The organism is Microbacterium sp., from assembly GCF_047605725.1.
Lineage (GTDB): Bacteria > Actinomycetota > Actinomycetes > Actinomycetales > Microbacteriaceae > Microbacterium.
The window spans coordinates 40,095-51,913 of record NZ_JASGFE010000014.1; the positions used below are offsets into that span (position 1 = coordinate 40,095).

Genomic DNA, 11,819 nt, shown 5'->3' on the forward strand with positions numbered 1-11,819 from the left:
CCCCGACGACCCGAGGAGGCTTCGTGAACGACACGGGCACCCCACCGCTGGCCACCGTGACCGTCGGCGACCGGACCGCGCAGCTGCCCGTGCTCGTCGGCACCGAGGGAACGCCGACGGTCGACATCTCCTCGTTCACGCGCCAGACCGGTCATACGACCCTCGACTACGGGTTCGTCAACACCTCGTCGGCGAAATCGGCGATCACCTACATCGACGGCGACCGGGGGATCCTCCGCTACCGCGGCTATCCCATCGAGCAGCTGGCCAAGCACTCCACGTACCTGGAGGTCGCGTGGCTGCTGCTCTACGGCGAGCTGCCCTCGGCCGACGAGCTGGCGGCCTTCGATGAGCGCATCCGCCGCCACACCCTGCTGCACGAGGATCTGAAGCGCTTCTTCTCCGCCCTCCCGCACACCGCGCACCCGATGTCGGTGCTCTCGGCGGCCACGGCCGCGCTGTCGACGTACTACGAGCACCAGTCCGACCCGCACAATCCCGAGCACATCGAGCTCAACACGATCCGGATGCTCGCCAAGCTCCCGGTCATCGCCGCCTATGCGCACAAGAAGAGCGTCGGACAGGCGATGCTCTACCCGGACAACTCGCTGAGCTTCGTCGACAACTTCCTCAAGCTCAACTTCGGGGTGCTCAGCGAGCTCTATGAGGTGAACCCGGTGATGTCGCGGGCGCTGGAGCGCCTGCTCATCCTGCACGAGGACCACGAGCAGAACGCGTCGACTTCGACGGTGCGTCTGGTCGGGTCCACCGGAGCGAACCAGTTCTCGTCGATCTCGGCGGGCATCAACGCGCTGTACGGGCCGCTGCACGGCGGCGCCAACGAGGCGGTGCTGGAGATGCTCGGGCGCATCCGGGACTCCGGCGAGACCGTCGAGCGCTTCGTCGAGCGCGTGAAGAACAAGGAGGACGGGGTCAAGCTCATGGGCTTCGGCCACCGCGTCTACAAGAACTACGATCCCCGAGCGAAGCTCGTCAAGGAGTCGGCCGACGAGGTGCTGGCCGCCCTCGGCGTCAACGACCCGCTGCTCGACCTCGCCAAGCAGCTGGAGGAGATCGCGCTGGCCGACGACTACTTCATCGAGCGCCGGCTCTACCCCAACGTCGACTTCTACACCGGCGTCATCTACAAGGCGATGGGCTTTCCCCCTCGCATGTTCACGGTGCTGTTCGCGATCGGGCGCCTGCCCGGCTGGCTCGCGCACTGGCGTGAGATGCAGGCCGACCCGCAGACCAAGATCGGCCGACCCCAGCAGCTGTACGTGGGCTCCCCGCGCCGCGACTACCCAGGAGGTTCCTGATATGCGCCTGCTCGTGCGCCGTCCGTCCCCGCGTCTGGCCGAGGGGGAGCTCACCCACATCGGCCGTGTGCCGGTCGACCCCGACCTGGCCCTGGACCAGTGGCGGGGCTACGTCGACGTGTTCCGCGCCCGCGGCTGGGAGGTCATCGAGATCCCCGCCGCCGACGAGCACGCCGACGGCGTGTTCGTGGAGGACACCGTGGTCGTCTTCGGCGACCTCGCGGTGATCACGCGTCCGGGCGTCGACTCCCGCCGTGGCGAGATCGTCACCACGCGCGCGGTGGTCGAGGGGACCGGGTTGGAGGTCGCCGCGATCGAGGGGCCCGGTACGCTCGACGGCGGCGACGTGCTCAAGGTCGGCCGCACCGTCTACGTGGGCGCGTCCTCGCGCACCAATGCCGAGGGCATCGCGCAGCTGCGGGCCCTCCTTGCTCCGCGCGGCTGGAGCGTCGAGACGGTGCCGGTCACCAAGGTCCTGCATCTGAAGAGCGGCATCACGGCCCTCCCCGACGGCACTGTCGTCGGCTACGAGCCGCTGGTGGACGACCCTGCGGGGTTCGCGCGCTTCGCAGGCGTCCCGGAGGAGCACGGCACCGCGGTCGTGGTCCTCGACGAGGGCACGGTGCTCATGTCCGCCGACGCGCCGCAGACGGCCGCGCTGTGGCGCGAGCGCGGGCTCGAGGTCGTCGCGGTGCCCATCACCGAGTTCGAGAAGCTCGAGGGCTGCGTCACCTGCCTGTCCGTGCGCGTACGCGACTGAGCCGCGACCCCCGCCTCGGTGGGAGATCGCGGCTCAGCTCGGCATCCGCTCACTGCGTCAGCTCACGACTCACTGCCTTGCAAGCGAGTCACTGTGCTGCAGGGCAGTGACTCGGCGTTAAGGCAGTGACTCGGCGTCAGGGCAGTGCCTCGGCGTCGGCCTTGGCCTTGGCCTGCCGACGCTCCTCCTTGGCCCGCTGGTGGGCGGCGATGAGGTCGCCGGCGTAGTCGGGCACGTAGTGCGACAGGTCGCGTGGCGGGCGCTCGTACCCGCCGGCCGGCGGGCGCTCCGGGATCTCCACGGTGGGCCGCTCGACGCGGTGGTAGGGGATCGACGACAGCAGGTGCGCGATCATGTTGAGGCGGCTGCGGCGCTTGTCGTCGGACTCGATGACGTTCCACTGCGCCTCGGGGATGTCGGTGTGCACGAGCATCGTGTCCTTGGCCCGGGAGTAGTCCTCCCACTTCGTGATCGACAGCACGTCGTTGGGGGAGAGCTTCCAGTGCCGCATGGGGTCGTCGTGCCGGGAGCGGAAGCGCTTCTCCTGCTCGACGTCGGAGACGCTGAACCAGTACTTCAGCAGCAGGATGCCGTCCTCCACCAGCATCCGCTCGAAGATCGGCGCCTGGTGCAGGAACCGGTGGTACTGGGCGTTGGTGCAGTAGCCCATCACGTGCTCCACCCCCGCGCGGTTGTACCAGGAGCGGTCCATCAGCACGATCTCGCCGGAGGCCGGCAGATGCGGCACGTAGCGCTGGAAGTACCACTGCGATTGCTCGCGCGAGGTGGGCGTCGGCAGCGCCACCACCTTCGTGACGCGCGGGTTGAGGTACTCGGTGACCCGCTTGATCGTGGATCCCTTGCCCGCGGCGTCGCGGCCCTCGAAGATCACCACGATGCGGGCGCCGGTCTCCTGGACCCACGCCTGCATCTCCACCAGTTGGCCCTGCAGCTTCTTCAGCTCGGCCTCGTACAAGCCTTTCGGCACACGTGCGCCCATGCCCCACCTTCCTCGGTTTGGTTTCCCTCGACCCTAGGGGCTCGGTCGGTCGGTGCGCCAGCGCAGGATGCCGTGAACAAGCTCGCGGTCCCGCGGCGCACGTGTCGAAATGTTTCGTTCCGGTCCGGCCGCGCCCCGCACCATCCGATACGTTCGCTAGACGCTCGGTGCCGCCCAGCGCGCCCGTGGCCGTCCCGCCGACTCGAAAGACAGTCCCTCATGACTCTGCGCTCACGCTCCCTCGCCGCCCTCGCCGCCGCCGCTCTGGCCGTGTCCCTCACGGCGTGCGCGTCCGGCTCGGACGCCTCCTCCGACGCCGCCGCCGACGACAACCCGTACGGCCTGATCCAGCCCGGCGTCCTGCGTGCCGGCACGCTCACCGACGCGCCGCCGAACGTATACATCGAGGACGGCAAGTTCACCGGCTTCGACAACGACCTGCTGGTCGCGGTCGCCGCCAAGCTCGACCTCGAGGTCGAGTTCGTGGGCACCGAGTTCAGCTCCCTGCTCGCGCAGGTCAAGACCGGCAAGTTCGACGTGGGCTCCTCTTCGGTGAGCATCACCGAGGAGCGCAAGAAGAACGTCGCGTTCACGAACAAGTACGACTTCGGCTTCCTCGGCCTCGACGTGCCGGCCGGCTCCGACATCACCTCGTTCGACCAGCTCGAGGGCAAGCGCGTCGCGGTCGTCCAGGGCACTGTGCAGGACGACTACGCCACGAAGGCCGGCCTCGACCCCGTGCGCGTGCCCGATTACAACGCCGCCATCAACCAGCTCAACACCGGCACCGCGGACGCCTGGATCACCCCCGACGTGATCGGCAAGAAGATGGCGGAGGAATCCGGCGGCAAGGTCGTCGCGGTCGCCTCGCAGCTCGATGCGAACGGCATGGGCTTCGTCGTCTCGCAGGACAACACCGCACTGCTGGACGCGCTGAACGAGGCGCTCGACGAGGTCATCGCGGACGGCACGTGGGAGAAGCTGCAGAAGCAGTACTACCCCGACCGCGAGATCCCCGAGGGCTTCGTCCCCGGCAGCGGCGCCGCGCAGCAGTGAGCCCCCGCCAGCCCCGTACCGGTGAGGAGGGCCGATGGACGCCCTGACCAACCTCTGGGAGACCTTCTTCGACTTCGAGGCGATGAAGGCCGCCTTCCCCGAGCTGCTGACGGTGGGTCTTCCCAACACCCTGATCCTGGCACTCGCGTCGGGCGTCATCGGGACTCTGCTGGGCATGCTGCTGGCCGTGGCGGGGCTGTCCCGGCACCGCTGGCTCCGCTGGCCGGCGCGCGTCTACACCGACGTGTTCCGAGGCCTTCCCGCGGTCGTGACGATCCTGCTGATCGGCGTGGGGCTCTCGCCCCTCGGAATGCAGATCTGGGGCCCGAACCCCTATCCGCTCGGCATTCTCGCCCTCTCGCTCATCGCGAGCGCGTACATCGGCGAGATCTTCCGCTCCGGCATCCAGAGCGTCGACGCGGGTCAGATGGAGGCTTCGCGCGCGCTCGGGTTCTCGCACGGCTCGGCGATGCGCCTCGTGGTCATCCCGCAGGGCGTGCGCCGCGTGCTGCCGGCGCTGGTGAACCAGTTCATCGCGCTCATCAAGGAGTCCTCGCTGATCTACTTCCTGGGCCTGCTCGCCAGCCAGCGCGAGCTGTTCCGGATCGGTCAGGATGCCGCGGCCAACACCGGCAACCAGTCCGCGCTGGTGCTGGCGGGGCTGTTCTACCTCGCGATCACCGTTCCGCTCACCCACGCCGTGAACGCTATCGACAAGCGCCTGCGCGAGGGCCGCAGGGCCGACGGCAACGACGGCGACCAGAGCGACGGCGACCCGGTCGCCCTGACCCAGGAGGCGCATTGAGCACCGAACCCGCCGCGCACGGGCCGGCCGTGTCGCACAGCCATGGCGTGAGCGTCGCGACCCGCGACATCCACCTCGCCTTCGGGCGCAACCGCGTGCTGCGCGGCATCGACCTCGACGTGCCGGCTGCGACGACGGCGTGCATCATCGGCCCGTCCGGCTCGGGCAAGTCGACGGTGCTGCGCATCGTGAACCGCCTGCTGGAGCCCGACTCGGGCGATGTGCTGCTCGACGGTCGCTCGGTGCTCGCCGACAACCCCGATCAGCTGCGCCAGCGCGTGGGCATGGTCTTCCAGCACTTCAACCTGTTCCCGCACAAGACCGTGCGCGAGAACATCACGCTGGGCCTGACCAAGCTCAAGGGCATGTCGAAGGACGCCGCGTCCGAGCGTGCGATCGCCGAGCTCGATCGGGTGGGGCTCGCGCACAAGGCCGACGTGCGCCCGTCGCGACTGTCCGGCGGTCAGCAGCAGCGCGTGGCGATCGCGCGGGCGCTCGCGATGGATCCCGAGGTGATGCTCTTCGACGAGTCCACCTCGGCTCTGGACCCTGAGCTGGTCAAGGGCGTGCTGGCCACGATGGCGGAGCTGGCGGCATCGGGCATGACGATGCTCGTCGTCACTCACGAGATGGGCTTCGCGCGCTCGGTGTCTGAGCAGGTGCTGTTCATGGACCAGGGCCGTGTGATCGAGTCGGGTGCGCCGGAGCAGGTGTTCGAGGATCCGCGCAGCGAACGGCTGCAGCGCTTCCTGTCCCAGGTGCTCTGAGCGCGCGACGGCCCCGAGCCGGGCTGCCGCGTGCCGGGTCAGGCGTGCAGCGCCTCGTTGAGGGTCACGCCCACGCCTCGGCGGCGTACCGCCTCGATCGCGCCGGAGAGCGAGTTGCGGCGGAACAGGATGCCGTCCCGGCCGGACAGCTCGGCGCCCTTGACGACCGGACGGGTGCCGTCGGCGCGCACCGGTTCGTCGGCCAGCACGATCTTCGAGCCGGCGGTCACGTACAGCCCGGCCTCGACGACGCAGTCGTCGCCGAGCGAGATGCCGATGCCGGCGTTGGCTCCCAGGAGCGTGCGAGCCCCGATCGAGACGCGGTGCGTGCCGCCGCCGGAGAGCGTTCCCATGATCGAGGCGCCGCCGCCGATGTCGCTGCCGTCGCCGACGACCACGCCCTGCGAGATGCGTCCTTCGACCATGGACGCCCCGAGCGTGCCGGCGTTGAAGTTCACGAAGCCCTCGTGCATCACCGTCGTCCCTGGGGACAGGTAGGCGCCCAGGCGCACGCGGGAGGTGTCGGCGATGCGCACGCCGGGAGGGCTCACGTAGTCGGTCAGCGGCGGGAACTTGTCGAGACTGCGCACGTGGATGCCGTGGCGCACCAGCTGCGGGCGGAGCCCTGAGGCGACCTCGGGTCGCATGGGTCCCGCATTGGTCCACGCGACGATCGGAAGGTGCCCGAACAGGCCGTCGAGGTTCACGTCGTTCGGAGCGACCAGCCGGTGGGAGAGCGCATGCAGTCGCAGATAGGCGTCCGCCGTGCCGGCCGGAGGCGCGTCCAGGTCGATCTCGACGACGATCGCCTCGCGCTCGACCGCACGGCGCTCGTCCGGGCCGACGAAGGCCGTCAGCGCGCCGGTGTCGGCATGCTCGGGGGCGCGCCCGGGTGCGGGCTCGGGGAACCACGCGTCGAGGACCGTTCCGTCGGCATCCACGGTCTGAAGACCCGCACCCCACACCCATCGTTCATCGTTCACCACACCAGGGTAACCGCCTGACTCGCATGGCTAGACTCGGGGAATGCCTCGGCTCGATCCCGCGCTCTCCAGCGTCGACCTCACCCGTGCCATCTGCGACATCCCGAGCGAGTCGGGAGACGAGACCGCTCTGGCCGACGCGATGTTCGAGGTCGTGCGCGACCTCGAACACCTCGACGTGTTCCGCGACGGCGACACGATCGTGGCGCGCACCCGCAACGGCCGGGCCCAGCGGGTCGTGATCGCCGGACACATCGACACGGTGCCCATCAACGGGAACGTGCCCACCCGCGATGTCGAGGTCGACGGCGAGCCGTGCCTGTGGGGCCGCGGCACCGTGGACATGAAGGCGGGGGTCGCAGTGCAGCTCAAGCTCGCCGTAGAGCTCGTCCGACCCCGCCTCGACATCACCTGGATGTGGTACGACCACGAGGAGGTGGAGGCGGACCTCAATGGGCTCACGCGGCTGTCCCGTACGCGCCCCGACCTGTTCGCCGGCGACCTCGCGATCCTCGGCGAGCCCTCCAACGGCCAGGTCGAGGGCGGCTGCAACGGGAGCCTGCGCGCCGTCGTGCGCACGCACGGCGTGCGCGCGCACAGTGCGCGCGCGTGGGTGGGCGAGAACGCGATCCACATGGCCGCGCCCATCCTCACGCGCCTGTCCGGATATCGCCCCCGCACGGTCGAGGTGGAAGGTCTGGAGTATCGCGAAGGGCTCAATGCCGTGCGCATCGGCGGCGGCGTCGCGGGAAATGTGATCCCGGACCTGTGCGAGGTCGAGATCAACTACCGGTTCGCGCCGAGCCGTGATGCCGCCGGGGCCGAGCAGCACGTGCGCGACGTCTTCGACGGGTTCGAGGTGGAGGTGGTCGACCTGGCCGAGGGCGCCCGCCCGGGGCTGGACGCGGCGCTGGCCCAGGAGTTCGTCGCCGCGGTCGGCGCCGTTCCCCGCCCCAAGTACGGCTGGACCGACGTCGCGCGGTTCTCGGCGCTCGGCATCCCCGCCGTCAACTACGGTCCCGGCGACCCTCGCCTGGCCCACCACGACGAGGAGCGCGTCCCGTTCGCGCAGATCGAGGACGTCGAGCGGGGTCTGCGAGCGTGGTTGATCTGAGGCTCGCCGCGCGCGGAGTGCGCCTTCCGGTGGCCCTCCGCATCGCGGTGATCTACCTGGCCGCGCGCGCCGTCACGACCCTCCTGTTCCTGCTGGCCGCCCAGGTCGGCGCCTCGGCGCGGCACGGCGAGCCCGCCACTCTCGCGTCGATGTCGATGGCGTGGGACGCGCAGTGGTACTGGGTAGTGGGCACCGGCGGCTACCCCGCTGAGCTGCCGCGCACGGCGGACGGGCAGGTCACGCAGAACGCGTGGGCGTTCCTTCCGGTCTACCCCGCGCTGTGCCGGATGGTGTCGGTGGCCACCGGGTCGTATCCGGTCGCGGCGATCGTCGTGTCGTTCGTGGCCGGCTATCTCGCGTGCCTGGCCCTGCACGCGCTGCTGCGTTCCGGCCTCGATGACGTGGCCGCGACCTGGGCGGTGGTGTTCTTCACGGCGGGGCCGCTGGCGGCGCTTGCGCAGGTGGGCTACGCCGAGACGTTGTTCCTCCTGTGGCTCTTCCTCGCCCTCGTGTGCGTGCAGCGGCGCCGCTACGGACCGCTGTACCTCCTGGTGCCGTTGCTGGGCTACACGCGGCCCGGCGTGCTCGCCTTCGCGCTGCTGCTCGCCCTCCACGGCGCGCTGCTGTGGCGTCGGCGGCGCGACGCGATCCTCGGCGCACGGGAGGTCGTCCACATCGTGCTGCTGGGCCTCATGGCTGCCGCGGTGGGACTGTCGTGGCCGCTCATCGCCGGGGCGGTGACCGGCGTTCCGGGCGCCTACCTGGAGACGGAGCTGTCGTGGCGGCGCATCTGGCTGCCCGAGGCCGGGGACGGCTTCGTGCCGTTCGAGGGCGTGCTGCAGGGGGCGGCGATGTGGGCCCGCCTCTGCGGGGTGCCGGAGGTGATCGGCCCGCTCGTCCTGATCGCGCTTGTGGGGCTGGTGGCATGGGCGCTGGCTTTCGAGCCGCACGTGCGGCGACTGGGCGCCGAGGTGCGGCTGTGGTCGGCGGCCTACCTCCTGTACCTCCTCGCGGTGGTCTTCCCCCAGTCGAGCGTGTTCCGCCTGCTCGTGCCGCTCACCCCGCTGACCGGGGCACTGGCCGCCCCCCGCTCCACGGCGTGGCGCGTGGGGGTGCTCGCGGCGGGGCTCGCGGGCCAATGGTGGTGGATCCTCCAGATGTACGGACTGGGTCAGACCGCCTGGCAGGTGCCGTGAGCGGCGCGACCCGCGCCGCCCGCTAAACTTGACGGGTAGTCCGCGAACGAAAGGGAACCGCGATGGCAGCCATGAAGCCGCGAACCGGAGACGGACCGATGGAGGCCGTGAAGGAGGGACGCCTGATCATCGTGCGCGTGCCCCTCGAAGGCGGCGGGCGTCTGGTCGTGTCGGTCAACGACGACGAGGCGAAGGAATTGCACAGCGTCCTCGGCGAGGTCGTCGGCGCAGCCTGACCTTCTCGAACGCGATGAGCGGCCGGTCCTCGGACCGGCCGCTCATCGCGTTCGAGAAGGCCGTGCGCGGTCAGGGCGTGCGATCGACCGCGACCGCGGTCAGCTGAAGGAGCCCTTCGCCCACGATCGAGAGCGCGCCGAGCACGGCGGGGGAGTCCTGGGTCTCCTGGATCAGCGAGCGGTACAGCGTCGTGACCCGGTCGCGGCGCACCGGGTCGGCGACCGCGCCGCCGGCGAGCACGCGCGGCACCAGCACCGTGCCGCCCGGGCGGACCAGCCGGAGTCCGTGCTCGACGTCCTCGATGACACTCTCGGGGTCGCCGTCGACCAGCACGATGTCGTAAGAGGCTTCGTTCATGCGGGGGAGCACGTCGGCCGCGCGGCCGGAGATGAACCGCGTACGCGCCGGGGCGATCTTCGCCTCGGCGAACGCCTGTCGAGCCGCCGCGAGGTGCTCGGGCTCGTTGTCGATCGTCGTCAGCGTCGCCCGGGGCGAGCCGTGCAGCAGCCAGAGCCCCGACACCCCGCCTCCGGTGCCGATCTCCACGATGTTGAGCGCGCTCGAGGCGGCGGCGATGAGCGCGCACTGCGCGCCGACCGGTGCGCTGATCGGGTCGGCGCCCAGCTCCAGTGCGTGCGCGCGTGCCCGTGCGCACGCCTCCGGCTCGACCGTGGCCTCGTCGACGAATCTGCGGACGGCATCGAAATCACCCATGTGTGCACCTCCACGGCAAGATTATGCGTGGTGCGGGCGTTCGACGCTCAGGCGCACGGGTAACCTTGACCCATGTTCTTCGGGCTCGACATGGAGAAGCTCCTCCTGATCGGGGTCGTCGCCGTCGTGGTGCTCGGCCCCGAGCGTCTGCCGCAGTACGCGGAGATGCTGGGGCGGTTCACCGTGCGCGCGCGCGAGTGGCTCCGCGGCGCGAAGACGCGCGTCAAGGAGGAGATGGGCGAGGACTTCGACGACGTCGAGTGGCGAAAGCTCGACCCGCGCCAGTACGACCCGCGTCGGATCATCCGCGATGCGCTGCTGGAGGAGCCCGCCGTGCCGGCCGTGGCGGCGGCAAGTGTGCTCCATCCGGCGCCCGGTGCGTCCGGTCCGCTGGGCGGCATCACGGTCGCGTCCGACCCGATCGGCGGTGCCTCCACCGAGCAGAACCCGACGGCGGGGGATGCCGCGAAGCGGACGCCCACGGTCCCGTTCGACTCCGAGGCGACCTGATCAGCGCGGCGTGAGCGGCAGCGCGCGGCCGGCCAGTCCCCGAGGGCTGCGCGCGATCGCCGCGGCGATCGCCTGGATCGCGCGGGCGGCGGGATCGCCGGGCTCGGCCGCCACGACCGGCCTGCCGTCGTCGCCGCACTCGCGCAGAGCCGCACTGAGCGGCACGGTGCCCAGCAGCGGCACGGGCTCGGCATCCGTCGACAGCGCCTCGGCGACGGCGTCCCCGCCGCCGGCGCCGAACAGGGCCATCGTGGAACCCTCGGGGAGGGTCAGTGCGGACATGTTCTCGATCACGCCCACCACGCGCTGGCCGGTCTGGCGGGCGACCAGGCCGCTGCGCACAGCCACCTCGGCGGCCGCCGGCTGCGGCGTCGTCACGACGATCACCTCGGCGCCGGGCAGGAGCTGGCCGACCGAGATCGCGATGTCGCCGGTGCCCGGCGGCATGTCGATCAGGAGCACGTCAAGGTCGCCGAAGTACACGTCGGTGAGGAACTGCTGCACGGTGCGGTGGAGCATCGGACCGCGCCACGCGACGGCTCCCACGGGCGCCTCACCGGGCCGCGGGCGCAGGAACATCCCGATCGAGACGGCCTTGACGTCGTAGGCGACCGGGGGGAGCATGAGCTCGTCCAGCCGCGTGGGGGTCGGCGCCGTGCCGTCGGGGCCGACCAGGCCGAGCAGCCGCGGGATGGAGAACCCGTGCACGTCGGCGTCGACGAGCCCCACCGCGAGCCCGCGCGCGGCGAGAGCGACGGCGAGGTTCGCCGTCAGCGTGGACTTGCCGACGCCGCCCTTGCCGCTGGTGACGGCGATCACCCTGGTGAGGGAGTCGGGGCCGAACGGCATCCGGCGAGCGGCGCGTCCGCCGCGCAGGCGCTCGGTGAGCTCATGCCGCTCGGCCGGGCTCATCACCCCGACGCTCAGCGCGACCGCCGTCACACCGGGCACGCCTGAGGCTGCGGCGCGGACGTCGGCGGCGATGCGGTCGGCGGCGGGGCATCCGACGATCGTCAGCGCGATCCCGATCGAGGCGGACCCCTCGGCCGAGACGGCGACCTCGCGCACCATGTCGAGCTCGCCGATCGGGCGGCGCAGCTCCGGGTCGACGACCGCGCCCACCGCGGCGCGCACCGCGTCGGCGGATGCCGTCATCGCTCGTCCGGTCCGGCGGCGCGCTCGTCGAGCTGGTCCAGCAGCGCCCGCAGCTCGTGGCGGAGCACGTCCCGCGTGACGACGTCGTCGGTGACGTCCTTCAGCGACAGTCGCAGCGCGACGATCTCGCGGGCGAGATACTCGGTGTCGGCGAGGTTGCGCTCGGCGCGCTGGCGGTCCTGCTCGATCTGCACGCGGTCGCG

General features: G+C 70.8%; 13 protein-coding genes and 1 pseudogene. 9 read left to right on the forward strand and 5 right to left on the reverse strand.

Translation table 11 applies throughout. The features are described from left to right. Positions 1–23 precede the first annotated feature (23 nt). Together QM641_RS04780 and ddaH are read left to right on the forward strand one after the other, a co-directional pair. Positions 24–1,319 (forward strand): citrate synthase, encoded by a 1,296-nt coding sequence (locus QM641_RS04780; protein WP_415113983.1) that lies wholly within the window; start codon positions 24–26, stop codon positions 1,317–1,319. A 1-nt stretch (position 1,320) separates the two neighbouring features. Further along, positions 1,321–2,079, forward strand: coding sequence for a dimethylargininase (ddaH, locus tag QM641_RS04785; protein WP_415113985.1), 759 nt, complete (start codon positions 1,321–1,323; stop codon positions 2,077–2,079). A 136-nt stretch (positions 2,080–2,215) separates the two neighbouring features. Here the strand turns inward: ddaH and ppk2 are convergent, their stop codons facing one another. Continuing rightward, on the reverse strand, positions 2,216–3,079 hold the full coding sequence (gene ppk2 / locus QM641_RS04790) for a polyphosphate kinase 2 (RefSeq protein ID WP_415113986.1): 864 nt from the start codon (positions 3,077–3,079) through the stop codon (positions 2,216–2,218). A gap of 219 nt (positions 3,080–3,298) precedes the next feature. On the opposite strand from ppk2, the gene QM641_RS04795 reads away from it, so the two are divergent. From QM641_RS04795 to QM641_RS04805, 3 genes are read left to right on the forward strand one after another with little or no spacing between them, the layout of a single operon-like run. Beyond that, positions 3,299–4,135, forward strand: coding sequence for an ABC transporter substrate-binding protein (locus tag QM641_RS04795; protein WP_415113988.1), 837 nt, complete (start codon positions 3,299–3,301; stop codon positions 4,133–4,135). 34 nt (positions 4,136–4,169) lie between these two features. Beyond that, positions 4,170–4,940, forward strand: coding sequence for an amino acid ABC transporter permease (locus QM641_RS04800; RefSeq protein WP_415113990.1), 771 nt, complete (start codon positions 4,170–4,172; stop codon positions 4,938–4,940). Between the two features lie 29 nt (positions 4,941–4,969). Beyond that, positions 4,970–5,707 carry an amino acid ABC transporter ATP-binding protein gene (locus QM641_RS04805; RefSeq protein WP_415114007.1) on the forward strand — a complete coding sequence of 246 codons (738 nt, stop codon included), beginning with the start codon at positions 4,970–4,972 and terminating at the stop codon, positions 5,705–5,707. Positions 5,708–5,745: 38 nt separating this feature from the next. Here QM641_RS04805 and dapD read toward each other — a convergent pair whose 3' ends face one another. Next, positions 5,746–6,690, reverse strand: a complete 945-nt coding sequence (dapD, locus tag QM641_RS04810) for a 2,3,4,5-tetrahydropyridine-2,6-dicarboxylate N-succinyltransferase (protein WP_415113992.1) — start codon at positions 6,688–6,690, stop codon at positions 5,746–5,748. 43 nt (positions 6,691–6,733) lie between these two features. On the opposite strand from dapD, the gene dapE reads away from it, so the two are divergent. The 3 genes from dapE to QM641_RS04825 all read left to right on the forward strand — a co-directional run bounded on the left by dapE (position 6,734) and on the right by QM641_RS04825 (position 9,236). Continuing rightward, on the forward strand, positions 6,734–7,804 hold the full coding sequence (gene dapE / locus QM641_RS04815) for a succinyl-diaminopimelate desuccinylase (protein WP_415113994.1): 1,071 nt from the start codon (positions 6,734–6,736) through the stop codon (positions 7,802–7,804). After that, on the forward strand, positions 7,792–9,000 hold the full coding sequence (locus QM641_RS04820) for a hypothetical protein (protein ID WP_415113996.1): 1,209 nt from the start codon (positions 7,792–7,794) through the stop codon (positions 8,998–9,000). Before dapE ends, QM641_RS04820 begins: the two co-directional genes overlap by 13 nt. A 62-nt stretch (positions 9,001–9,062) precedes the next feature. After that, positions 9,063–9,236, forward strand: coding sequence for a DUF3117 domain-containing protein (locus QM641_RS04825; RefSeq protein WP_082406089.1), 174 nt, complete (start codon positions 9,063–9,065; stop codon positions 9,234–9,236). Between the two features lie 70 nt (positions 9,237–9,306). On the opposite strand, the gene QM641_RS04830 is transcribed toward QM641_RS04825, so the two are convergent. Next, the gene (locus QM641_RS04830; RefSeq protein WP_415113998.1) at positions 9,307–9,951 is read right to left on the reverse strand and encodes an O-methyltransferase; all 645 of its coding nucleotides are present in this window, start codon (positions 9,949–9,951) and stop codon (positions 9,307–9,309) included. A 72-nt stretch (positions 9,952–10,023) separates the two neighbouring features. On the opposite strand from QM641_RS04830, the gene QM641_RS04835 reads away from it, so the two are divergent. Next, positions 10,024–10,461: a twin-arginine translocase TatA/TatE family subunit gene (locus QM641_RS04835; protein WP_415113999.1), complete on the forward strand. Its 438-nt coding sequence runs from the start codon at positions 10,024–10,026 to the stop codon at positions 10,459–10,461. Here the strand turns inward: QM641_RS04835 and QM641_RS04840 are convergent, their stop codons facing one another. Together QM641_RS04840 and QM641_RS04845 are read right to left on the reverse strand one after the other, a co-directional pair. Continuing rightward, a complete protein-coding gene (locus QM641_RS04840) occupies positions 10,462–11,616 on the reverse strand; it encodes a P-loop NTPase (RefSeq protein WP_415114003.1) in 1,155 nt (384 codons plus the stop codon). It lies immediately after the preceding gene. After that, positions 11,613–11,819, reverse strand: a pseudogene (locus QM641_RS04845) (DUF1003 domain-containing protein); the annotation flags it as partial. The gene QM641_RS04840 and the pseudogene QM641_RS04845, both read right to left, overlap by 4 nt.

Excerpts from the sequence above, each read along its gene's own strand:
- ddaH (WP_415113985.1), top strand. The coding sequence starts at position 1,321 with ATGCGCCTGCTCGTGCGCCGTCCGTCCCCGCGTCTGGCCGAGGGGGAG.
- ppk2 (WP_415113986.1), bottom strand. The coding sequence starts at position 3,079 with ATGGGCGCACGTGTGCCGAAAGGCTTGTACGAGGCCGAGCTGAAGAAG.
- QM641_RS04795 (WP_415113988.1), top strand. The coding sequence starts at position 3,299 with ATGACTCTGCGCTCACGCTCCCTCGCCGCCCTCGCCGCCGCCGCTCTG.
- QM641_RS04800 (WP_415113990.1), top strand. The coding sequence starts at position 4,170 with ATGGACGCCCTGACCAACCTCTGGGAGACCTTCTTCGACTTCGAGGCG.
- dapE (WP_415113994.1), top strand. The coding sequence starts at position 6,734 with ATGCCTCGGCTCGATCCCGCGCTCTCCAGCGTCGACCTCACCCGTGCC.
- QM641_RS04825 (WP_082406089.1), top strand. The coding sequence starts at position 9,063 with ATGGCAGCCATGAAGCCGCGAACCGGAGACGGACCGATGGAGGCCGTG.
- QM641_RS04830 (WP_415113998.1), bottom strand. The coding sequence starts at position 9,951 with ATGGGTGATTTCGATGCCGTCCGCAGATTCGTCGACGAGGCCACGGTC.
- QM641_RS04835 (WP_415113999.1), top strand. The coding sequence starts at position 10,024 with ATGTTCTTCGGGCTCGACATGGAGAAGCTCCTCCTGATCGGGGTCGTC.
- QM641_RS04840 (WP_415114003.1), bottom strand. The coding sequence starts at position 11,616 with ATGACGGCATCCGCCGACGCGGTGCGCGCCGCGGTGGGCGCGGTCGTC.